General features: G+C 67.2%; 18 protein-coding genes. 8 read left to right on the forward strand and 10 right to left on the reverse strand.

The features are described from left to right. Nucleotides 1–23 precede the first annotated feature (23 nt). The 5 genes from sucD (WBG79_RS26525) to WBG79_RS26545 form a co-directional block, all read right to left on the reverse strand. A complete protein-coding gene (sucD, locus tag WBG79_RS26525; RefSeq protein ID WP_337360260.1) occupies nucleotides 24–926 on the reverse strand; it encodes a succinate--CoA ligase subunit alpha in 903 nt (300 codons plus the stop codon). Next, nucleotides 926–2,137 carry an ADP-forming succinate--CoA ligase subunit beta gene (gene sucC / locus WBG79_RS26530; protein ID WP_337360261.1) on the reverse strand — a complete coding sequence of 404 codons (1,212 nt, stop codon included), beginning with the start codon at nucleotides 2,135–2,137 and terminating at the stop codon, nucleotides 926–928. Before sucC (WBG79_RS26530) ends, sucD (WBG79_RS26525) begins: the two co-directional genes overlap by 1 nt. A 400-nt stretch (nucleotides 2,138–2,537) precedes the next feature. Then, complete coding sequence (locus WBG79_RS26535; protein ID WP_337360355.1) at nucleotides 2,538–4,682, reverse strand: acetate--CoA ligase family protein; 2,145 nt, start codon at nucleotides 4,680–4,682, stop codon at nucleotides 2,538–2,540. A gap of 370 nt (nucleotides 4,683–5,052) precedes the next feature. Continuing rightward, nucleotides 5,053–6,363: an oxalate/formate MFS antiporter gene (gene oxlT / locus WBG79_RS26540; RefSeq protein ID WP_337360262.1), complete on the reverse strand. Its 1,311-nt coding sequence runs from the start codon at nucleotides 6,361–6,363 to the stop codon at nucleotides 5,053–5,055. A 410-nt stretch (nucleotides 6,364–6,773) separates the two neighbouring features. Next, nucleotides 6,774–6,908, reverse strand: coding sequence for a hypothetical protein (locus tag WBG79_RS26545; RefSeq protein WP_337360263.1), 135 nt, complete (start codon nucleotides 6,906–6,908; stop codon nucleotides 6,774–6,776). A 435-nt stretch (nucleotides 6,909–7,343) separates the two neighbouring features. Between WBG79_RS26545 and frc the strand changes: the two genes are divergently transcribed. Then, nucleotides 7,344–8,621 carry a formyl-CoA transferase gene (gene frc / locus WBG79_RS26550; RefSeq protein ID WP_337360264.1) on the forward strand — a complete coding sequence of 426 codons (1,278 nt, stop codon included), beginning with the start codon at nucleotides 7,344–7,346 and terminating at the stop codon, nucleotides 8,619–8,621. A 516-nt stretch (nucleotides 8,622–9,137) separates the two neighbouring features. Here the strand turns inward: frc and WBG79_RS26555 are convergent. From WBG79_RS26555 to oxc, 3 genes are all read right to left on the reverse strand, one after another. Then, nucleotides 9,138–10,457: an AAA family ATPase gene (locus WBG79_RS26555; RefSeq protein WP_337360265.1), complete on the reverse strand. Its 1,320-nt coding sequence runs from the start codon at nucleotides 10,455–10,457 to the stop codon at nucleotides 9,138–9,140. Nucleotides 10,458–10,646: 189 nt separating this feature from the next. Then, entirely contained in the window at nucleotides 10,647–11,054 is a 408-nt protein-coding gene (locus tag WBG79_RS26560; RefSeq protein ID WP_337360266.1) for a hypothetical protein, read from the reverse strand. A 315-nt stretch (nucleotides 11,055–11,369) separates the two neighbouring features. Beyond that, a complete protein-coding gene (oxc, locus tag WBG79_RS26565; RefSeq protein WP_337360356.1) occupies nucleotides 11,370–13,115 on the reverse strand; it encodes an oxalyl-CoA decarboxylase in 1,746 nt (581 codons plus the stop codon). 320 nt (nucleotides 13,116–13,435) lie between these two features. Between oxc and WBG79_RS26570 the strand changes: the two genes are divergently transcribed. Next, complete coding sequence (locus WBG79_RS26570) at nucleotides 13,436–14,155, forward strand: tRNA-uridine aminocarboxypropyltransferase (protein ID WP_337360267.1); 720 nt, start codon at nucleotides 13,436–13,438, stop codon at nucleotides 14,153–14,155. 26 nt (nucleotides 14,156–14,181) lie between these two features. On the opposite strand, the gene WBG79_RS26575 is transcribed toward WBG79_RS26570, so the two are convergent. Continuing rightward, entirely contained in the window at nucleotides 14,182–14,847 is a 666-nt protein-coding gene (locus WBG79_RS26575; protein WP_337360268.1) for a carbonic anhydrase, read from the reverse strand. Nucleotides 14,848–15,055: 208 nt separating this feature from the next. Between WBG79_RS26575 and WBG79_RS26580 the strand changes: the two genes are divergently transcribed. Further along, nucleotides 15,056–15,421, forward strand: a complete 366-nt coding sequence (locus tag WBG79_RS26580; RefSeq protein ID WP_337360269.1) for a hypothetical protein — start codon at nucleotides 15,056–15,058, stop codon at nucleotides 15,419–15,421. 6 nt (nucleotides 15,422–15,427) lie between these two features. Here the strand turns inward: WBG79_RS26580 and WBG79_RS26585 are convergent, their stop codons facing one another. Continuing rightward, the gene (locus tag WBG79_RS26585) at nucleotides 15,428–16,375 is read right to left on the reverse strand and encodes a threonine/serine dehydratase (protein ID WP_337360270.1); all 948 of its coding nucleotides are present in this window, start codon (nucleotides 16,373–16,375) and stop codon (nucleotides 15,428–15,430) included. A 143-nt stretch (nucleotides 16,376–16,518) separates the two neighbouring features. Here WBG79_RS26585 and WBG79_RS26590 point away from each other — a divergent pair, with 143 nt between their 5' ends. The 5 genes from WBG79_RS26590 (at nucleotide 16,519) to sucD (WBG79_RS26610) (ending at nucleotide 21,567) form a co-directional block, all read left to right on the forward strand. Beyond that, nucleotides 16,519–16,869, forward strand: coding sequence for a hypothetical protein (locus tag WBG79_RS26590; RefSeq protein WP_337360271.1), 351 nt, complete (start codon nucleotides 16,519–16,521; stop codon nucleotides 16,867–16,869). Between the two features lie 111 nt (nucleotides 16,870–16,980). Further along, nucleotides 16,981–18,150, forward strand: a complete 1,170-nt coding sequence (gene zapE, locus WBG79_RS26595) for a cell division protein ZapE (RefSeq protein ID WP_337360272.1) — start codon at nucleotides 16,981–16,983, stop codon at nucleotides 18,148–18,150. A 160-nt stretch (nucleotides 18,151–18,310) separates the two neighbouring features. Beyond that, nucleotides 18,311–19,273, forward strand: a complete 963-nt coding sequence (gene mdh / locus WBG79_RS26600) for a malate dehydrogenase (protein WP_337360273.1) — start codon at nucleotides 18,311–18,313, stop codon at nucleotides 19,271–19,273. Nucleotides 19,274–19,405: 132 nt separating this feature from the next. Further along, complete coding sequence (gene sucC, locus WBG79_RS26605; protein WP_337360274.1) at nucleotides 19,406–20,599, forward strand: ADP-forming succinate--CoA ligase subunit beta; 1,194 nt, start codon at nucleotides 19,406–19,408, stop codon at nucleotides 20,597–20,599. 89 nt (nucleotides 20,600–20,688) lie between these two features. Further along, nucleotides 20,689–21,567 carry a succinate--CoA ligase subunit alpha gene (sucD, locus tag WBG79_RS26610; protein WP_337360275.1) on the forward strand — a complete coding sequence of 293 codons (879 nt, stop codon included), beginning with the start codon at nucleotides 20,689–20,691 and terminating at the stop codon, nucleotides 21,565–21,567. Nucleotides 21,568–21,690: the final 123 nt, after the last annotated feature.

Consider the following 21,690-nt stretch of genomic DNA (forward strand, 5'->3'; position numbering starts at 1 on the left):
GGTTCCGAGGGGTTCGGGCGCGGTCAGGACGCCTTGCGGGCGCCCTCGGCCAGCAGCTCGACCAGCGTCCGCCCGAGCCGCGCCGGCGACGGCGAGACCCGGATGCCGGCCGCCTCCATGGCGGCGATCTTGTCCTCGGCGCCCCCCTTGCCGCCCGCGATGATCGCGCCGGCATGGCCCATGCGGCGGCCCGGAGGCGCCGTGCGGCCGGCGATGAAGCCGACCGTCGGCTTCCAGCGCCCGCGCTTCGCCTCGTCCTTCAGGAACTGCGCAGCATCCTCCTCGGCCGAGCCGCCGATCTCGCCGATCATGACGATCGACTCGGTCTTCGGATCCGCCAGGAAGAGCTCGAGCACGTCGACGAACTCCGTGCCCTTGACCGGGTCGCCGCCGATGCCGACGGCGGTGGTCTGGCCGAGCCCCTCGCGGGTCGTCTGGAACACCGCCTCGTAGGTCAGCGTGCCGGAGCGCGACACGATGCCGACCGAGCCGCGCTTGAAGATGTTGCCCGGCATGATGCCGATCTTGCACTCGCCCGCCGTCATCACGCCCGGGCAGTTCGGCCCGATCAGGCGCGACTTGGAGCCCGACAACGCCCGCTTGACCTTGACCATGTCGAGCACCGGGATGCCCTCGGTGATGCAGACGATCAGCGGGATCTCCGCGTCGATCGCCTCGCAGATGGCGTCCGCGGCGCCGGGCGGCGGCACGTAGATGACCGAGGCGTCCGCCCCCGTCTTCGCCTTCGCCTCCGCGACCGTGTCGAAGACCGGCAGGCCGAGATGGGTCGAGCCGCCCTTGCCCGGCGAGGTGCCGCCGACGAGCTTCGTCCCGTACGCGAGCGCCTGCTCGGAATGGAAGGTCGCGGTCTTGCCGGTGAAGCCCTGGGTGATGACCCGGGTCTCGGCGTTGATCAGAACCGACATCAGTGCACTCCCTGCGTCTGGCCGTGGACGGCCGCCACGATCTTCTGGGCCGCGTCGTCGAGGTCGTCGGCCGGGATGACGTTCAGGCCGGACTCCCGGATGATCCTCTTGCCGAGGTCGACGTTGGTGCCTTCCAGGCGGACCACCAGCGGAACCTGCAGCCCGACCTCCTTCACGGCGGCGATGACGCCCTCCGCGATCACGTCGCAGCGCATGATCCCGCCGAAGATGTTGACCAGGATGCCCTTCACGTTCGGGTCCGCGGTGATGATCTTGAACGCCGCCGTCACCTTCTCCTTGGTGGCGCCGCCGCCGACGTCCAGGAAGTTGGCCGGCGCCGCGCCGTAGAGCTTGATGATGTCCATCGTCGCCATGGCGAGCCCGGCGCCGTTGACCATGCAGCCGATGGTGCCGTCGAGCGCGATGTAGCTGAGGTCGTACTTGGAGGCCTCGATCTCCTTGTCGTCCTCCTCGGTCTCGTCGCGCAGCGCGGCGATGTCCGGGTGCCGGTAGATCGCGTTGCCATCGAAGCCGATCTTGGCGTCGAGGCAGCGCAGCTGGCCGTCCTTGGTGACAATCAGCGGGTTGATCTCGAGCAGGCTCATGTCCTTGGCGACGAAGGCCGCATAGAGCCTGGCGACGAGGCTCTCCGCCTGCTTGGCGAGGTCGCCCGAGAGCTTCAGCGCATCGGCCACGCGCCGCCCGTGCTGCGGCAGGATGCCGGTCGCCGGGTCGACCGAGAAGGTGACGATCTTCTCAGGGCTGTCGTGCGCCACGTCCTCGATGTTCATGCCGCCCTCGGTCGACACCACGAAGGCGACCCGCGAGGTCGCGCGGTCGACCAGCATGGAGAGATAGAACTCCCGGTCGATCGCCGAGCCCTCCTCGATGTAGAGCCGGTTCACCTGCTTGCCGGCCGGGCCGGTCTGCAGGGTGACGAGCGTGTGGCCGAGCATCTCGCGGACGTAGGCCGTCGCCTCCTCGGCGGACTTCGCCAGCCGCACGCCGCCCTTCTCGCCGGCCGCGGCCTCCTTGAACTTGCCCTTGCCGCGCCCGCCGGCGTGGATCTGGGCCTTCACGACCCAGACCGGCCCGGCGAGCTTGGCGGCGGCGGCCTCGGCCTCCTCGGCCTTGAGCACCGGGTAGCCGGTCGGCACCGGCACGCCGAAGTCCTTCAGCACGGCCTTGGCCTGGTATTCATGGATGTTCATGAGGGGTGCCCTCCCTGGGTCGTCTGTCGTTTGGACATGCGGACACGTCCGCCCCGAGGGGCGTCGGATCGTCCGCATGACGGCAATGAAGTGGTAGGTCCGCCGGCGACACTTCTACGAAGTCCCACCTCTCGATCTGTCATGGCCGGGCTTGTCCCGGCACTCCATTCCACGACGACGGAGCGCCCGGCGTGGATGCCCGGGACAAGCCCGGGCATGACAGAAACGAAGGCCGATCAGGGGCTGAGACTTCATGGGGCGGGTATCGGTCGCCGCCCGGCGCCGGCCTGCACCGGGCGCCTGACCGCGGTCAGGGCTCCCGACCCGCAGATCGCGACGGGCATCGAGTGTGCTGCGACGCGGGCGCCCCCGCCCATGCGGGAGGGGACGCCCTGCCGGATCACAGCAGGCCGGCGCCGCGGGCCCACTTGTACTTGGCGCCGAGCACCTCGACGGGGAGCTCGGTGGAGTAGGCGTAGGCCGGAACGCCGTGCGCGTAGAGATACTCGGCGGCTTCCTCGACCTGTACGTCGCCGGCCAAAGACGCGACGATCGGCTTCTCGATGCCCTTCGCCTTCATCTCCTCCTTCACCTCCACGACCAGCTTCGCGAACACCATCGGGGGCGTGATGATCGTGTGCCAGTAGCCGAGGATGATGGAGTGGATCCGGTCGTCCTCGAGCCCGAGCTTGATCGTGTTCTTGTAGGTGGTCGGCGGCTCGCCGCCCGTGATGTCGACCGGGTTGCCGGCCGCGCCGAAGGGCGGGATGAACTTGCGGAAGGCCGCATCCAGGTCATTCGGCATGCTCATCAGGTTGAGCCCGTTGTCCACGCAGGCGTCGGAGAGCAGCACGCCCGAGCCGCCCGCGCCGGTGATGATCACCACGTTCTCGCCCTTGGGCGTCGGCATGACCGGCACGCCGCGGGCGAACTCGAGGAGCTGGCGCAGCGAGCGGGCGCGGATGACGCCGCACTGCTTGAAGACGTCCTCGTAGATCTTGTCGTTGCCGGCGAGCGCGCCGGTATGCGACGAGGCCGCCTTGGCGCCCGCCGAGGTCCGGCCGGCCTTGAGGACCACGACCGGCTTCTTCTTGGAGACGCGGGCCGCGACCTCCGCGAAGGAGCGGCCGTCCTTCAGGTCCTCGCAGTGCTGGGCGATGATCTTGGTGTTGTCGTCCTGCTCGAAGAAGGTGAGCAGGTCGTCCTCGTCCAGGTCCGACTTGTTGCCGAGGCCGACGATCGCCGAGACGCCCATCTTGGCCGAGCGCGAGAAGCCGATGATCGCCATGCCGATGCCGCCCGACTGGGACGACAGGGCGGCCGAGCCCTTGACGTCGTAGGCGGTGCAGAAGGTCGCGCAGAGGTTCGCCGGCGTGTAGTAGAAGCCGTAGATGTTCGGCCCCATCAGGCGGATGTTGTACTTGCGCCCGATCTCGACGATCTCGCGCTGGCCCTCCTCGTTGCCCGTCTCGGCGAAGCCCGACGGGATCAGGACGGCGCCCGGGATCTTCTTCTCGCCGCACTCGGTCAGCGCCGCCGCGACGAACTTGGCCGGAATGGCGAAGACCGCCGTGTCGATGACGCCCGGCACATCCTTGACCGACTTGTAGGCCTTGTAGCCGAGGATCTCGTCGGCCTTCGGATGGATCGGGTAGATCTGGCCCTTGTAGCCGCCGTTGATGAGGTTCTTCATCACGGAGTTGCCGATCTTGCCGTCCTCCGAGGAGGCGCCGATCACCGCAACGGCCTGCGGCTTCATGATCCGGTTCATCGCCGTGACGATCTCGTCCTGGCTCGGACGATGCCGCTGCGGCTGCGGGTTGAAGTCGACGACGATGCGCACGTCCGCCGCGGTGGCGTCCGACTTGGTGGCGAAGACCGGGTTGAGGTCGAGCTCGACGATCTCGGGGAAGTCGGTGACGAGCTTCGAGACCTTGACGATCATCTCCGCCAGGGCGTCCCGGTTGACCGGGTCGCCGCCGCGCACGCCGCGCAGCATCTCGGCCGCCTGGATGCCGTCGAGCATCGAGAAGGCGTCCTCCTTGGTGGCCGGCGCCAGGCGGAACGTGATGTCCTTCAGGACCTCGACCAGCACGCCGCCGAGCCCGAAGGCGACCAGCTTGCCGAACGAGCCGTCCGTGATCGAGCCGATGATGACCTCGGTGCCGCCCTTCAGCATCTGCTGGACCTGGATCCCGTCGATGCGGGCATCGGCCTTGTAGGCCTTGGCGTTGGCCAGGATCTTGTCGTAGCCGGCGCGCACCTCGTCGGCCGACTTGACGCCGACCAGCACGCCGCCCGCCTCGGTCTTGTGCAGGATGTCGGGCGAAACGATCTTGAGCACCACCGGGTAGCCCATGCCGTCGGCGAGCGCGACGGCCTCGGCGCCGGACTTGGCGACGCCTTCCTTCGGCACCGCGATCCCGTAGGCGTCGCAGACGAGCTTGCCCTCGGGGGCGGTCAGGGCGTCGCGGCCCTCGGCCTTGACGCGGTCAAGCACCTGCCGGACGGCGGCCGTTGCGCTCGTGACGGTCTTCGGCTGCATGTTCATTCGATCCTCCCTCGAGGAGCCGAGCCATGACTCGGCGCTATGGGTCTTGCTTCGACCGGAGGTCTGGCCCAGGGGCCGCGCCCGGCATTTTCATGGGTGATGGAGTGGCATTTGGCATACCAGATGCGGCGGATGTCAAGGCCGGAAGTGCCGCGATGTCGCACTTTCGATGCTGCGATGCGGCAAGTCGCCCCATCCGCAAGGAATTCGGCCCCGATGCGGCCGGCTGTGCCCGTCTCCCGCCATGCCCGCAGATCCGGGCGAGCCATCACTCGGGATCATGGCTGACGGGCCCCGCCCGAAACGCGCGAGGCCCGCCGTCCGCTGCCGGACGACGGGCCTCCCGACGGTTCGTGGGCAGGCGTCAGGCCGCGGCCCCGACCGCACCGATCTCCGCCTGGCCCTTGGCGATGACCCCGGCGCGCCAGGGCTTCAGGACCGCGATGGCGAGGAACGAGGCGAGGATGTTGGCACCGGCCGCCAGCAGGAAGACCGCGTCCCAGTTGCCGTGGCTCTGCTGCAGGGTGTTGGCGAAGGGCACGAGCAGCGCCGCGGTGCCCTTGGCGGTGTAGAGCAGGCCGGCGTTGGTGGCCGCGAACTTCGACCCGAAGGTGTCCGTGCAGGTCGACGGGAAGAGGCTGTAGATCTCGCCCCAGGCGAAGAACACGAAGCCGGAGAGAAGCACGAACCACACCGGGTCGTGGCCCCACAGGTAGAGCAGGTAGATGCCGATCCCCTCCATCCCGAAGGCAATGAACATGGTGTTTTCGCGCCCGATCTTGTCGGAGACCCAGCCGAAGAAGGGACGGGTGAGGCCGTTCAGGATCCGGTCGAGCGTCGCCGCGAAAGTGACGGCCGCCATGGTGACACCCATGAGGGTGACCGGGACCTTGTCGATGTGCAGGTCGGCGGCGATCGGCTTCAGGTTGGCGGTCACCATCAGGCCGCCGGCGCCGACGATGACGAACATGAAGTACATCAGCCAGAAGATCGGCTGGCGCAGCACTTCGACGGGGGCGTAGTTGCGGCGGGTCTGCACGACCGTGTTGCTGACGACCGGCGGCGGCACCTGGCCGTGCTTGGGCGACAGCAGGAAGAGCGACATGACGACCACGATCGCGCCCTGGCCGATGCCGAACCAGTAGAAGGCGGCCTGGTAGCCCTGGTCGGCGATCATCGCCTGGATGGGGGCGACGGTCAGCGCCGAGCCGGCGCCGAAGCCGGCGGCCGTGATGCCGGCGGCGAGGCCGCGGCGATCCGGGAACCACTTCAGCGCATTGCCCACGCAGGTCCCGTAGACGGCCCCGGCGCCAATGCCCGCGATCACCTGGCCGACGTAGAACATCGTCAGCGTGGTGGCGTAGGAGTTGATCACCCAGCCGACCGCGCAGAGCACGCCGCCGAACAGGACCACCACCCGCGGGCCGTACTTGTCGACGAACCAGCCCTCGATCGGGACCAGCCAGGTCTCGAACAGGACGAACAGCGTGAAGGCCCACTGGATCGCGTCGCGGTTCCAGCCGAACTGCTTCTGGATGTCCGGTACGAAGAAGGTCCAGCCGTACTGGAGGTTGGCGATCATGGTCATGCAGACCACGCCGATGGCGAGCTGGGTCCAGCGATAACGATCGCTGACGCGCGCGGCCGAGGCCTCGCTGTGTGCCGTAGTAGGCATATCCGTCCCTCGTGTTTGGTGATTGTTGGCCTGGACGGTCTTCCCGCCGTCCGTTTCGAGGGCTATCTTGGTATCAGGTATGCCAGCATGGCAATGGGTCACGCGGCGCCGTGACGCGGGCTTGGCGGCAGTATCGAACCGATTTGGTGTCCGGGACGATCGGCCACGCCGTGCAGACCTCGGGTAAGACTGGCATTTCCGCAAGGTATATAAAAATTGCATAGCAGCAATGCATGCCCGAAGCCGAGCGACGATTCTCAGAATAAGCTGACAATAAACTGACGGATAAGAGCGGCCCTTCGGCTCTATCCTTCGGATAACCGGTCCATCGGGTGAAAGGTGGCCCGGAAAGCTTTGACGCAACGTCCGGGACCCGGGTTCGGGCAGGACGCCGGAGGAGCCCCGCCCGGTCAGAGTCCCTGCGGAACCGGGCGCCCGCTGCGCCGGTCGGCCTCCGTGACGGCCCTCACGAGGCCCAGCGCCAGAGTGGCGATCCGGTCGCGGAGGGTCGCGACGCGCTTGCCGAGGATGACGATGCTTGTCATCCGGTCTCCTGGTCGGACCTCCGGTGAGGCGGAGCGGCATCGACCAGGCTGGTCTGGCACGCCAGGTGCCACTTCACCGGCGCCGCCCATGGAAGGGTGCCAGCGGGTTTTGCAATGCACAACAGTTGTTGCATTGCACGTCGCACCCCATCCGTTGACAGGTGGCATCTGGCATGCCAACCATTGAGCCCTGGAAGCGACAACAAGACGCGCTCCGGGCGCGGCTGAGACAATCGGCGCGCCCCGGGCAAGGTGGCCGTCTGTCACGCTGGCGTGGTATACCACATGTCAGCATGGGCCACCGTCACACGGCCGGATCGGCCGGCGCCCCGCGGCGCCGGTGCCGTGCCGGCCCAAGCGGGGCCCGAGAAGCCCTGGCGCGAGGTCGAAGGGCCTCGGCGAGTGAGACACGAGACCCGAACCGGGAGGATGATCATGGGCAAGGCCCTCGAAGGCGTCAAAATTCTGGACTTCACGCACGTGCAGTCGGGTCCGACCTGCACGCAGCTCCTGGCCTGGTTTGGCGCCGACGTGATCAAGGTCGAGCGCCCCGGCACCGGCGACATCACGCGCGGGCAGCTCATGGACGTGCCCGGCGCGGACAGCCTCTACTTCACGATGCTGAACCACAACAAGCGCTCGATCACGCTGGACACCAAGAACCCCCAGGGCAAGCGCGTCCTCGAGGAGCTGGTCAAGACCTGCGACGTGATGGTCGAGAACTTCGCCCCCGGCGTGCTCGACCGCATGGGCTTCACCTGGGAGAAGATCCAGGAGCTGAACCCGCGCATGATCGTGGCCTCCATCAAGGGCTTCGGCCCGGGCCCCTACGAGGATTGCAAGGTCTACGAGAACGTCGCCCAGTGCACCGGAGGTTCGGCCTCCACGACGGGCTTCCGCGACGGCCTGCCGCTCGTCACCGGCGCCCAGATCGGCGACTCGGGCACGGGCCTGCACCTCGCCCTCGGCATCGTCACCGCGCTCTACCAGCGCACCATGACGGGCCGCGGCCAGAAGGTCACCTGCGCCATGCAGGACGGCGTCCTCAACCTCTGCCGCGTCAAGCTGCGCGACCAGCAGCGCCTCGCCCACGGGCCGCTCGAGGAATACAGCCAGTATGGCGAGGGCATCCCGTTCGGCGATGCCGTGCCGCGCGCCGGCAACGACTCGGGCGGCGGCCAGCCGGGCCGCATCCTGAAGTGCAAGGGCTGGGAGACCGACCCGAACGCCTACATCTACTTCATCACCCAGGCGCCGGTCTGGGAGAAGATCTGCGACGTGATCGGCGAACCGGAGTGGAAGACCCACCCGAACTACGCCAAGCCGAAGGCCCGCCTGCCGCGTCTCAACGAGATCTTCGGCCGGATCGAGCAGTGGACCATGACCAAGACCAAGTTCGAGGCCATGGAGATCCTGAACCAGTACGACATCCCCTGCGGGCCGATCCTCTCCATGAAGGAGATCGCCGAGGACCAGTCGCTCCGCGCGACCGGCACCGTCGTCGAGGTCGATCACCCGGTCCGCGGCAAGTACCTGTCCGTCGGCAACCCGATCAAGCTCTCCGACAGCCCGACCGAGGTCCTCCGCTCGCCGCTGCTCGGCGAGCACACCGAGGAGATCCTGACCCAGGTCCTCAAGTTCGACCCCAAGGCGGTCGACGAGATCAAGGCCTCCGGCGCCCTCGGCGAGGAGGGCCGCATGGCCGCCGAATGAGTTCCGCGGCCGGGCCCGCCCGGCCGCCCCACCCTCTCCCCTCCCAGCGGAGGTAAACTGAACCGGGGCGCGAGCCCCGGTTTTTTTACCTTCGGCGAAGCAACGAGCGGCATATTTCCACGCTCGTTTGCGACCCGAAGACCTTACCTTTAGGTCGCAAAATTAGCGGGTCTTTGAAATCGCTACGAAGTTCATTGTCGTCAGAATAAAGTAGCCTGGCTTGGGAAGCGAGAGCGAGAGCTAATATGCAATGATCATTGGATCTGACCGCTTTCTCGCGGAGGTTGACTAGGTAAGGCTCGATTTCAGAGTCCGTTTTTCTCGTTAGCCTACCACTCCTCTCCCACTCGACAATCAACGCACGCATTTTCGTGCCAAACAACTCTGCCAGCAATTGGCCTCCGGCTACAACGCGGAGCTGGCGGCGTCGGACATGCTCCAATATCTCTTGGGCGTGACATTTCAATGGAGCAGTGAAGTCGTTCGCTCGGTTTGCATCGATAATTATGAGCATTGCTAGATTCCCAGGAGCTTCATTTGTTCGTCAATGAAGAAAGTTCTATAGCTCTCGGGCGCATCAATTGGGCTGCCATCATCACCCAGATTTATGTGAGTAATAGTGTTATCTAGTTTCTTACGCTCGAAAAAAAGCAATGAAATTTCATCTGGCTTCAATTGACCTTCCATTATCGCATTGCGGATGCGGTCTATAATGAAGTCACTATGGGTCTCAATAACCAGATTCACCTGGTTACTTTTGTATGCCTTTACAAAGAAGGCTCCTAGAGCGGCTTGAGCGCGAGGATGCAAGTGAACTTCTGGTTGCTGTATGAGAAATCGCGCGTTCTTCGATGCCGAACTAATCATGTGTAGAATAGGTAAGACTTGACTGGTTCCGTAACCAAGATCCACAATATTCATCTTAGGGCCGTCGAGCGAGAATTGTAACTGGAATGGGTCGCTGATACTCGATCCGAATGATTTTATGTTCAGTTCTTTGAACATCTCAGAATCTCGCCCGAAGCTATCAATACTACGTTTTAGATTTAGCCAGGCATCCTTATTCTTCGCTCTATAGAGCGAAGCAAGTTCAAACGGAACGTGGGACCCCTGCCCGTCTTTTACCGTAACCCCTGGAGTATACGTTCGCAGTGGCTTAGTGCGAATTGCAGACGTGGCTTCATGCTCTCCCTGCATCGCACGGATTAGCGTGCCAGCTAACCGAGAGAGCCGAACTGCTTCCCTTATATTCAGGTCGTCGGTCGGCGGCTGCTGCGCCCGATATTTCAAGTAAAACTCTAGTTCTGTTAGTATAGATCCAATAATTCGACCTGCCCCTCGCCGTCTGGGAAAAATCTTTGGCCCCCCAAAGTCAATACGGACTTGTTCTTGGCCTTCGCGAGAGAGCTGTAGCGAAACCTCATTAGCTGAAGCCAGGAGAACAATTGCATGACCCTGACTTGAGGCCCTAATGCTTCGGACCTCCGCCTCGGAGTCAATGTTCTCGAAACAAAGGGTGATCGTCATTTCGGAGGGGTGCATGCCATCGCTGGAGCGCCTTGGATAGCCTCGCACACTAATGTCGAAACTTCGAGCTCTTCCCGCCTTGCCGCCTCGGTAGTGGGCAATCTGCTGGAACGTGCCGAGCTGAAATGGGTCGCTATTGAATGACGCAGGATTGAATCCGCCAAAAAAATCGAGATAATACTGCAAAGATGCCAGAAATGAACTCTTCCCCGCGCTGTTTTCGCCGACGAGTAAGGTGAGGGGCCGAATCGGGACAAAAGAAGTCGACTTGAAGCCCCTAAAATTATTGAGCGAAAGCTCGAACTGCATACTCTAGCCCCTGCAAGCGTACAAGTACTCGCCCGACAGCGTAGCTTGCGGGCGACGGCTTATCAACAGTAGCTTTTGCTGATTTTGGACGGTTCGGTTGCGGCGGCACGCGTGGGGTGGACGATGTCACACGACTGACGCCACATTCGAGTGGGGAGCCCCGGAGTGCCCTTTATCGCGGCCCGCACCTCAATCATTCGCAGCGATGTCGGTGAGCAGAAAACCTTGCGGCGTCTTGGTGAAGACGTAGAGCGCCTCGCCGCAGAAGAGGACGTAGTTGTCGTTGTTCAGGCCGTCCCGGTCGTAGACGGCCTTGCCGCGCTGCAGGCAGGTGCGCTGCTTGGCGCCGAAACTGACGGCGTAGACCTTCGTGCGGAACTGGGCGACGTCGGCGATGGCAGTGTCGCCCATGAACGGCAGCTTCGACATCCCCGCGACGGCGGCGGGATCGTTGGCCTTCAGGGCCGCCCGGAACTTCGCGATGAAGCCCTCGAATTCCTGTCGCAGGGCGGCAGGCTCGGCCGCCTTCTTGGGAGTCTGGGCGGCGGCGGGCGCGAGGAGCACGAGCCCAAGCGCCACGGCCAGACCGGCTTTCATCCACACCGTCCGGCCGCTCGCCATGATCCAAAGCCCCCGCGTTCTCCCGGCGCGCAGCATGACGGAATTCCGCCGACGGGAGAAGAGTGGAGGCAGCGGGACACCGTCGAAGTCGGACACCCGCTCCTACAGCGGATGTCGGCCAAGACGGGTTGTGGAGGTCGGGGTCGCCCGGGCCGGCATTCGAAGGCGATGCGGCGTTCGGTTTGCAGCCACGGCGGGGAGCAAACGTCCATACGAACGCGAAACGCCGGACGGTGAGGTCCGGCGCTTCGATGCTGTCGTCGGGGCGATGGCCCTCGATGCGCCGACGCCTCAAGCCGCCGCGGGCTTCTTCTTCACCACGCTCTGCGGGTTGAGGCTGCCGATGTTGCCGCTCTCGGTGCCGGCCTTCGGGTCGATCATCGCGTTGACGAGCGTCGGCTTGCCGGAGTCCATCGCGGCCGAGACCGCCTGGTAGAGCTCGTCCGGGGTCGTGACGGTGACGCCGACGCCCCCGAAGGCCTCCATCATCTTGTCGTAGCGGGCGCCCGGCACGAAGACCGTGGTGGCCGCGTCCGGGCCGCCCGACGGGTTCGTGTCGGTGCCCCGGTAGATGCCGTTGTTGTTGAAGACGACGATGCAGACCGGCAGGTTGTACCGGCAGATCGTCTCCACCTCCATGCCCGAGAAGCCGAAGGCCGAGTCGCCCTCGACCGCCAGGACCGGGAGGCCGGTCTCGACCGCCGCCGCCACCGCGAAGCCCATGCCGATGCCCATCACGCCCCAGGTGCCGACGTCGAGCCGCTTGCGCGGCTTGTACATGTCGATCACGCCGCGGGCGAGGTCGAGCGTGTTGGCACCCTCGTTGACCAGGATCGCGTCGGGACGCTGGCGGACGACCTCCTTGAGCGCACCGAGCGCGCCGTGGAAGTCCATCGGTGCCGAGTTCTTCTTCAACCTCGAGGCCATCTTGGCGACGTTCTCGTCCCGCTTGGCCTTGATGGTGTCGATCCAGTCCGCCGGCGGGGTCGGGAACGACGAGCCCATGGCCTGCAGGAAGGCCGACACGCAGGAGCCGATGTCGCCCACCACCGGGGCGGCGATCTCGACGTTGCTGTCCATCTCCCGTGGCTCGATGTCCACCTGGATGAACTTCTTCGAGCCGACCGGACCCCACTGCTTGCCCTTGCCGTGCGACAGGAGCCAGTTGAGCCGCGCGCCGATCAGGACCACGACGTCGGAATCCTTCAGCACCAGCGAACGGGCGGCGCCGGCCGACTGCGGGTGGGTGTCCGGCAGCAGCCCCTTGGCCATCGACATCGCCACATAGGGAATGCCACTCTTCTCCACGAAGGTGCGGATCTCGTCGTCCGCCTGCGCGTAGGCCGCGCCCTTGCCGAGGATGATCAGCGGCCGCTTGGCGTCCTTCAGGAGCTCCATGGCCCGCTTCACCGCGGCCGGGGCCGGGATCTGGGCGGGCGCCGGGTCGATCACCTTGACGAGCGACTGCGCGCCCGCCTCGGCGTCCATCACCTGCGAGAAGAGCTTGGCGGGCAGGTCGAGGTAGACGCCGCCCGGACGGCCCGACACCGCGGCCCGGATGGCCCGCGCCACGCCGATGCCGATGTCCTGCGCGTGGAGCACGCGGAAGGCGGCCTTGCACAGCGGCTTGGCGATGGCGAGCTGGTCCATCTCCTCGTAGTCGCCCTGCTGCAGGTCGACGATCTCGCGCTCGGAGGACCCGGAGATGAGGATCATCGGGAAGCAGTTGGTGGTCGCATTGGCGAGCGCGGTCAGGCCGTTGAGGAAGCCCGGGGCCGAGACGGTCAGGCAGACGCCCGGCTTCTTGGTGAGGAAGCCCGCGATCGCCGCGGCGTTCCCGGCGTTCTGCTCGTGGCGGAACGAGAAGACCCGCATGCCCTCGGCCTGCGCGAGGCGGCCGAGATCCGTGATCGGGATGCCGGGGACTCCGTAGATGTTGGTGATGCCGTTGAGTTTCAGCGCATCGATGACGAGGTGGAAGCCGTCCGTCAGCTCCCGCTCCGCCTCGGCGCCCGTGGAGGCCGCCGTCGTCTCCATGGCGGAGACCTTGCGTTCCTTCGTGGTGGAGTCCATGGCCGTTATCTCCCGAAATCTCTGCAGCGACGGAGGTTGAGGCCTCGAGGAACCCTGCTCGCCGCGGCCCCTGGCGGGGGCCGGCCTGATCGGCGGGCAGCGGTCCTGTCGTCCTGTCCCCGTGTCCTTTGCCCGAGTGGCTGCGTCAGATCGCAGCATGCACGAAACGGGCTGGCATGCAAGATACCAATACTTCAATTCAGCGGAGCGGGCCCGCGCGCATGCCGGCCATGTGGCGCCCCGGGTGCTGGCGCGCTAGGACAGCGGTCGACGAGGAGACGCGCGTGACCCCGACCGAGACGACGCCCCGCCCGGCCGATCCGGAATGCCCCCGCTGCCTGAAGCCGTTGCCGCTCTGCGTCTGCGATGCCGTCGAGGTCATCGACAACCGGGTCGAGGTCCTGGTCCTCCAGCACCCGCAGGAGCAGGACAAGCTGCTCGGCACGGCGCGCGTCGCGGTCGGCCATCTCGCCCGGGCCGCGTTCCGGATCGGGCTCTCCTGGGCGAGCCTCGCCAAGGCCGTCGGCCACGAAGCACCGACGAAGCGCTGGGCCGTCCTGCACCTGGGCTCGGTCGAGCCTTCGGCGATGCCGGCCGGCCGGGACCTCGTGGTCGTCGACGCCAAGGGCCGTCCGGTCGCCGACCAGGACGCCGCGCTCGCCGACATCGAGGGCGTGATCGCCTTCGACGGCTCCTGGAGCCAGGCCAAGACGCTCTGGTGGCGGAATCCCTGGGTCCTGAAGGCAAAGCGCCTGGTAATCCTGCCGCGCCAGCCGTCGCTCTACGGCCGGTTGCGCAAGGAGCCGCGCCGCGAGGGGCTCTCCACCCTCGAGGCGATCGCCTTCGTGCTGAGCCGGCTTGAAGGACGGCCCGAGATCGAGACGCGCATGCTGTCGACCTTCCGCCGCATGCTGCAGCGCTTTCGGGACTCCGACTACGCGGTCAAGCCGGGCCGCAAGGCGCCCCCGTCCGCACCGCCCGCCCCGGAGGAGCCCGCCGGCTGACCGGCGTCATCGCCGGCGGACCGGCGTCACGCCGCGTCGGTGTGCAACCGGGTCTCGTCGAGCGCCGACCAGCTGTCGCCCGCCTCGTCATAGACGTGCAGTTCGCCGAGCGAGATGTCGAACCACGCCCCGTGCAGCGCGATCTTGCCGCGCTCCTCCAGCGTGCGCACGCAGGGGAAGGTCCTGAGGTTGCGCAGGCTGTGCGCGACCGAGATGCGCTCCAGGAGCAGGCGCCGCTCCTCGGGCGCGAGCCCCGTGTGGCAGGCGCATTCCGCCACCGGCGCCTCGAGCAGCGAGATCCACTTGCCGATGAAGTCGCCCGGCGACAGCGGCTCCGGGTCCTCCCGGAGCGCCGCTGCGATGCCGCCGCAGCGCCCGTGCCCCATGACCACGATGTTGCGGATCCTGAGCCCCATGACGGCGAACTCGAGCGCCGCCGACGTCCCGTGATACTCGCCGTCCGGCGTGTAAGGCGGCACCAGGTTGGCGACGTTGCGGACCACGAAGAGCTCGCCCGGCGGCGCGTCGAAGATCACCTCGGGGGCGGCCCGGCTGTCGCAGCAGGCGATGATCATGGTCTCGGGCCGCTGGCCGGTTTCGGCCAGGTGCCGGTATCGCTCGTTCTCGGACGGATAGCGCCCGGTGCGGAAGCTCTCGTAGCCGCGCAGCAGCCTTTCCGGAAACATCGCCATCGTCCCTCCGATCCCGTCTCGCTCCACTCCTGCCCCATAACGCGCCGGCTGGGGAGTCGGCCAATCGCCCTGCTGCCATTCGTCGCCGCAGGCCGGGCACCCGGTCGGGCGGCGAAATAACCCGGAAACGTTCGCGGCCCTAAACTCGTTCGCCGGATGTTGCGTGCGCGTGTTTCAGCGCTGACCGGCGGAGGTCCAGGGGGCGGGTATGCGGAGGGACTGGATCGGGGCGGCAATCGCCCTTTTCTCCATCGGCGCGGCCGGCCCGGCCGCGGCCCAGAACATCGGCGGCTCGTACACTGTCCGGGGCACGAACTTCGACGGCACCGCCTATACGGGCACCGCGTCGATCACGCTCACCAGCAACACGACCTGCCGGATCGTCTGGCAGACGGGCGCCTCCGCGTCGACCGGCATCTGCATGCGCACCCACGATTCCTTCGCGGCCGCCTACGTGCTCGGCAACAAGATCGGCCTCGTGCTCTACCAGATCCGCCCCGACGGCTCGCTCGACGGCACCTGGACGATCGCGGACGAATCGGGCGCCGGGACCGAGGTCCTCACCCCGCGCTGACCGACGTCACTCGACGGTGGCGGCGAGCTTCGCCAGGTCGACGTTCGACCCGCAGACCAGCACCCCGACGCGCTCGCCGGGCGCCGGACGGTAGCCGCCGGGCAGCAGCGCGGAGAGCGCCGCGGCCCCGCCGGGTTCCGCCGCGATACCGAAACGGCGCCACAGCCGGCGCTGCGTCTCCTCGATGGCGTTGTCGCCGACAAGCACGACCTCGTCCACGCAGTCGCGTGCCACCGCGTAGACGAGGTCCCCGACACGGCGCGCCCCGAGGCTGTCGGCCGCGATGGATTCGACCGGCACGTCGACCGGTCCGCCCGCCTCCAGCGCCGCGTGCAGCGCCCGCGAGCCCTGCGGCTCCACGGCCACGACCTTCGTCCTTCGCCCGAACCACAAGCCGATGCCCGCGACCAGCCCGCCGCCGCCCGCCGCGACCAGCACGGTGTCGAGGTGCCCGGCATCGGCCTCCCACTCGAGCGCGACGGTCCCCTGGCCGGCGATCGTGAAGGGGCTGTCGAAGGGGTGCACCACGAGCGCGCCGCTCTCCGCCGCATAAGCCTCCGACAGCACCGCCGCGTCCGCGTAGCGGTCGCCGCCGACCACCACCTCGGCGCCGTAGTCCCTGATGCGCTGGATCTTCACCGGGCTGGAGATCGTCGGCACGAAGACGCGCGCCCTCACCCCCAGGCAGGCCGCCGCATAGGCCACCGCCGCACCGTGATTGCCGCCGGACGCCGCCGTCACGCCCTGCGCAGGCACGGGCCGGGTCAGCAGGTTGTTGAAGGCGCCCCGGGTCTTGAACGACCCGGCATGCTGGAAGAGCTCGAGCTTCAGCGAGATCGGCTCCGCGATGCCGAATGGCGCACCCTCGACCTCGAAGACCGGCGTGTGCCGGACATGCGGCCGGATCCGCTCGTGGGCGGCTTCGATCGACGATGCGCTCAGTGCCTCGGCCATGGCCCCTCCTACCCTCGGAGGGTCCGAATACCCCAGTTCCCCGCGACCTCCAAGGCGGGTCTGTTCCGCCGAGGGGGCTTGACGCGGCTGTCCCCCCGTCAAATCCTCCGAGCATAAGAATGGGATCGGGGGAGGAGACTCGCATGATCGGGGCACTCGACGAATTCGCGCAGTCGCTCGCGCAGACCGCCGCCACCCTCGGCGAAATCGGCGCGCTCACCCAGGAGGTCGTCGGCCTGCGCTCCGGCGTCCTCATGGCCGGCTGGCTCAACCCCTTCGCGGTCCACCCTTTCGAGCACGGCCTCATGGTCGCCGAGAAGCTGGCGGTGATGGGCGAGAGCGCGGTGGCGGTCGGCGCCGCCGTCGGGGTCGCGCTTCTCTCCGGGGACCATCCGCTCCGGGCCGCCGACGCGGTCTCGCGCGCCGCCACCACCCCGGTGGTACGGCGCCTGCGCTCCAACGCCGAGCGGCTCGGCGGCGCACCGCGGCCCTGACCGGACGGCCGGCCCCCCCTGACCGGATGACGCAAGGCTTTCGTCCGGCTTGCCGTCCCGCGCGCGGGAGGCTAAGCGGTGCTGCAGTGCAACGTCGTCCGAGGGGGGACGATGAGCGAGCCCATGGGCGCCATGCGGACGGTGACGGAACGCTACGACCAGCTCGTGGCGTCGGGTGCCATCGGCCGCGACCCCGCCCAGGTCGCCCTCGCCCACCGCCTCGACCGCCTCGCCGAGGAGATCGGCACGGCTAGCCTCGCCTCCAAGAAGTCCGCCCTCGGCTGGATCTTCGGCCGCAAGGTGCAGACCCGCCACGCCGCGGTGCGCGGCCTCTACGTCTGGGGCAAGGTCGGCCGCGGCAAGACCATGCTGATGGACCTCTTCTTCGAGCGCGCCCAGGTCGTGCACAAGCGGCGGACCCACTTCCACGCCTTCATGAGCGAGACGCAGGACCGCATCCACGCCGCCCGCCAGGCGATCCTCGCCGGCACCCTCAAGGGCGACGACCCGATCGGCCCCGTCGCCGCCGAGATCGGCGCGGAGGCGCGCCTCCTCTGCTTCGACGAGTTCGTCGTCACCGACATCGCGGACGCCATGATCCTCGGCCGTCTCTTCGCCCGTCTCTGGGAGCAGGGCACCTGCGTGGTGGCGACCTCCAACGTGCCGCCCGACCGGCTCTACTGGGACGGCCTCAACCGCTCGCTGTTCCTGCCCTTCATCGACCTGCTCGGAGCCAACATGGAGGTCCTGGAGCTCGAGGCCCGGACCGACTTCCGCTCCGAGAAGGTCGACATCGGGCGGGTCTACTTCTCCCCGCTCGGACCCGACGCCACCGCGGCCGTCGACGAGATCTGGGACCGGCTGACCGGCGGGGCGGAGGGCGAGCTGGCGCTGGTCGAATTCCGCGGCCGCCAGATCCCGATCCCCCGCTCCGTGCCGGGCATCGCGCGCTTTTCCTTCCAGGACCTGTGCGAACGCCCGCTCGGCGCCGCCGACTACCTGAAGATCGCCGGCCGGTACCACACGCTGATGCTGGAGAACGTGCCGCTGCTCGGGCCCGACAAGCGCAACGAGGCGCGCCGCTTCATCCACCTCGTCGACGCCCTCTACGACAATCGCATCCGCCTGGTGATCTCGGCGGCGGCGGAGCCGCAGGCGCTGTTCCGCGGCGGGGATTCCAGCGAGGCTTTCGAGTTCAGGCGGACAGTTTCGAGGCTCACGGAAATGCGCTCGGCCGAATATCTTGCAGCGCCGCAAAATCCGTCCGGAACGATCCCCTGATGCGCTTCAAAATGCAGGCATATCCGTATCTTCCGGGATCTGCTGCACAGCGGGAATGCATCGTTCGGATGACTTGCACCACCACCTGGAACGGAGTATTGCGACCCCGGACAGGATGTCGCAGTCCCACAAACCCATCACGTCAAGGGAAAGCACGCACATGGCGCGTAACAAGATCGCCCTGGTGGGCGCCGGTCAGATCGGCGGCACGCTCGCTCACCTCGCCGGCCTGAAGGAACTCGGCGACATCGTGCTCTTCGACATCGTCGACGGCGTGCCCCAGGGCAAGGCCCTCGACATCGCCGAGTCCTCCCCGGTCGCGGGCTTCGACGCGAAGCTCTCCGGCGCCTCCTCCTACGAGGCGATCGCCGGCGCCGACGTGGTGATCGTCACCGCCGGCGTGCCGCGCAAGCCCGGCATGAGCCGGGACGACCTGCTCGGCATCAACCTCAAGGTCATGGAGGCCGTCGGCGCGGGCATCCGGCAGTACGCCCCGGACGCCTTCGTGATCTGCATCACCAACCCGCTCGACGCCATGGTCTGGGCGCTGCAGAAGTTCTCCGGCCTGCCCGTCAACAAGGTGGTCGGCATGGCGGGGGTGCTCGACAGCGCCCGCTTCCGCTATTTCCTGGCCGAGGAGCTCGGCGTCTCGGTGCGCGACGTCCACGCCATGACGCTCGGCGGCCACGGCGACGACATGGTCCCTCTCGTCCGCCACTCGACCGTCGGCGGCGTGCCGCTGCCCGACCTCGTCAAGATGGGCTGGATGACCCGGGAGAAGCTCGACGCCATCGTGGACCGCACCCGCAAGGGCGGCGGCGAGATCGTCGCCCTGCTCAAGACCGGCTCCGCCTTCTATGCCCCCGCCACCTCGGCGATCGCCATGGCGGAGAGCTACCTGAAGGACCAGAAGCGCATCCTGCCCTGCGCCGCCTACCTGACCGGCCAGTACGGCGTGAACGGCACCTATGTGGGCGTGCCCGTCCTGATCGGGGCGAGCGGCGTCGAGAAGATCGTCGAGATCGCCTTCGACGAGGCCGAGAAGGCCATGTTCGCCAAGTCGCTCGCCTCCGTGAACGGCCTGATCGAGGCCTGCAAGCAGATCCAGCCGTCGCTCGCCTGAGCCCTGGCGGCCGCGAGCGCCCGACCCTACCTGAAGCCCGGCGGGCGCCCGCCTGCCGGATCTCCCGAGACGCCCCACGAGACCGACCTCTCCGATCCCCCCGGGATCGGCCGACCCGACGAGGCCCCGGACATGAACATCCACGAGTATCAAGCCAAGGCCGTCCTCAAGGACTATGGCGTGCCGGTCTCGGCCGGCGCTCCGGCCTTCACGGTCGAGGAGGCGGTCGCGGGCGCGAAGTCGCTGCCTGGCCCGCTCTACGTGGTGAAGAGCCAGATCCATGCCGGCGGCCGCGGCAAGGGGAAGTTCAAGGAACTCGGCCCCGACGCCAAGGGCGGCGTGCGCCTCGCCAAGTCGGTCGAGGAGGTCCAGGCCCACGCGAAGGAGATGCTCGGCAACACGCTGGTGACGCTCCAGACCGGCCCGGCCGGCAAGGTCGTCAACCGCCTCTACATCGAGGACGGCTCCGAGATCGCCCGCGAGCTCTACCTGTCGATCCTGGTCGACCGCGCCACCGGCAAGGTCGCCTTCGTGGTCTCCACCGAGGGCGGCATGGACATCGAGGCCGTCGCGCACGACACGCCCGAGAAGATCCACACCTTCCGGGTCGACCCCGCCGCCGGCTACCAGCCCTATGTCGGCCGCAACGTCGCCTACGCGCTGAAGCTGGAGGGCGCCCAGGTCAAGCAGTGCGTCAAGCTGGTCGGCGACCTCTACCGCGCCTTCGTCGAGAAGGACATGAGCCTCCTCGAGATCAACCCGCTGATCGTCACGAAGGACGGCAACCTGCGGGTCCTCGACGCCAAGGTGAACTTCGATTCCAACGCGCTCTTCCGCCATCCCGAGATCGTGAGCTTGCGCGACGAGACCGAGGAGGACGCCAAGGAGATCGAGGCCTCCAAGTACGACCTCTCCTACATTGCGCTCGACGGCACCATCGGCTGCATGGTCAACGGCGCCGGCCTCGCCATGGCGACCCTCGACATCATCCAGCTCTACGGCGAGAGCCCGGCCAACTTCCTGGACGTCGGCGGCGGCGCCAGCGAGGAGAAGGTCACGGCCGCCTTCAAGATCATCACCGCCGACCCGCAGGTGAAGGGCATCCTGGTCAACATCTTCGGCGGCATCATGAAATGCGACATCATCGCCCGCGGCGTGCTCGCGGCGGTGAAGACGGTCGGCCTCCAGGTGCCGCTGGTGGTGCGCCTCGAAGGCACCAACGTCGAGCTCGGCAAGCAGATCATCCGCGAGTCCGGCCTCAACGTGATCGCGGCCGACGACCTCGACGACGCGGCGAAGAAGATCGTGGCGGCGGTCCGGGGGTGATTCCGGACCCCATCCGTCCGCCGCGACCCGCAGGCGGGACGGTTCCTCAACCGCACTGAACGACGCACGACGCCCGGAGGCATCGTCTCATGTCCGTACTCGTCAACAAGGATACCAAGGTCATCACCCAGGGCTTCACCGGAGCCCAGGGGACCTTCCATTCGGAACAGGCGATCGCCTACGGCACCAAGGTCGTCGGCGGCGTGACGCCCGGCAAGGGCGGCACGACCCACCTGAACCTGCCGGTCTTCGACACGGTCGGCGAGGCGAAGGCGGCCACCGGCGCGACCGCTTCGGCGATCTACGTCCCGCCGCCCTTCGCGGCCGACGCCATCCTGGAGGCCATCGACGCCGAGATCGAGCTGATCGTCTGCATCACCGAGGGCATCCCGGTGATGGACATGGTCCGGGTCGGCAAGGCGCTGAAGGGCTCCCGGTCGCGCCTGATCGGGCCGAACTGCCCGGGCGTCCTGACCCCGAACGAGTGCAAGATCGGCATCATGCCGGGCCACATCTTCAAGAAGGGCTCGGTCGGCATCGTGTCGCGCTCCGGCACGCTCACATACGAAGCGGTCAAGCAGACGACCGACGTCGGCCTCGGCCAGACCACCGCGGTCGGCATCGGCGGCGACCCGGTGAAGGGGACCGAGTTCATCGACGTCCTGGACATGTTCCTCAAGGACCCGGAGACCAAGTCGATCATCATGATCGGCGAGATCGGCGGCTCGGCCGAGGAGGAGGCCGCGGAGTTCATCGCGTCGCACAAGATCAAGAAGCCCATGGCCGGCTTCATCGCCGGCGTCGCGGCCCCTCCCGGCCGCCGCATGGGCCATGCCGGCGCGATCATCTCGGGCGGCAAGGGCGGCGCCAAGGACAAGATCAAGGCGATGGAGGCGGCCGGCATTCGCGTGTCGCCGTCGCCGGCCAAGCTCGGCGAGACGCTCGTCGCCGTCCTGAACGGAAAATAAGCCGAACGCGGCGACGATGAGGCAAGACGGCGCGCGGGCTTCCGGGCGGCGCGCCGGCGAGGGGGACGAGACTTCACGAGGACCGACGCCCGAAGAACGGGCGCGGCCTCCAGCAGAGGCGGG

The organism is Prosthecomicrobium sp. N25, assembly GCF_037203705.1.
Lineage (GTDB): Bacteria > Pseudomonadota > Alphaproteobacteria > Rhizobiales > Ancalomicrobiaceae > Prosthecodimorpha.

Coding starts and splice junctions, on each gene's coding strand:
- sucD (WP_337360260.1), bottom strand. CDS start 926: ATGTCGGTTCTGATCAACGCCGAGACCCGGGTCATCACCCAGGGCTTC.
- sucC (WP_337360261.1), bottom strand. CDS start 2,137: ATGAACATCCATGAATACCAGGCCAAGGCCGTGCTGAAGGACTTCGGC.
- WBG79_RS26535 (WP_337360355.1), bottom strand. CDS start 4,682: ATGCAGCCGAAGACCGTCACGAGCGCAACGGCCGCCGTCCGGCAGGTG.
- oxlT (WP_337360262.1), bottom strand. CDS start 6,363: ATGCCTACTACGGCACACAGCGAGGCCTCGGCCGCGCGCGTCAGCGAT.
- WBG79_RS26545 (WP_337360263.1), bottom strand. CDS start 6,908: ATGACAAGCATCGTCATCCTCGGCAAGCGCGTCGCGACCCTCCGCGAC.
- frc (WP_337360264.1), top strand. CDS start 7,344: ATGGGCAAGGCCCTCGAAGGCGTCAAAATTCTGGACTTCACGCACGTG.
- WBG79_RS26555 (WP_337360265.1), bottom strand. CDS start 10,457: ATGCAGTTCGAGCTTTCGCTCAATAATTTTAGGGGCTTCAAGTCGACT.
- WBG79_RS26560 (WP_337360266.1), bottom strand. CDS start 11,054: ATGAAAGCCGGTCTGGCCGTGGCGCTTGGGCTCGTGCTCCTCGCGCCC.
- oxc (WP_337360356.1), bottom strand. CDS start 13,115: ATGGAGACGACGGCGGCCTCCACGGGCGCCGAGGCGGAGCGGGAGCTG.
- WBG79_RS26575 (WP_337360268.1), bottom strand. CDS start 14,847: ATGGCGATGTTTCCGGAAAGGCTGCTGCGCGGCTACGAGAGCTTCCGC.
- WBG79_RS26580 (WP_337360269.1), top strand. CDS start 15,056: ATGCGGAGGGACTGGATCGGGGCGGCAATCGCCCTTTTCTCCATCGGC.
- WBG79_RS26585 (WP_337360270.1), bottom strand. CDS start 16,375: ATGGCCGAGGCACTGAGCGCATCGTCGATCGAAGCCGCCCACGAGCGG.
- WBG79_RS26590 (WP_337360271.1), top strand. CDS start 16,519: ATGATCGGGGCACTCGACGAATTCGCGCAGTCGCTCGCGCAGACCGCC.
- zapE (WP_337360272.1), top strand. CDS start 16,981: ATGAGCGAGCCCATGGGCGCCATGCGGACGGTGACGGAACGCTACGAC.
- mdh (WP_337360273.1), top strand. CDS start 18,311: ATGGCGCGTAACAAGATCGCCCTGGTGGGCGCCGGTCAGATCGGCGGC.
- sucC (WP_337360274.1), top strand. CDS start 19,406: ATGAACATCCACGAGTATCAAGCCAAGGCCGTCCTCAAGGACTATGGC.
- sucD (WP_337360275.1), top strand. CDS start 20,689: ATGTCCGTACTCGTCAACAAGGATACCAAGGTCATCACCCAGGGCTTC.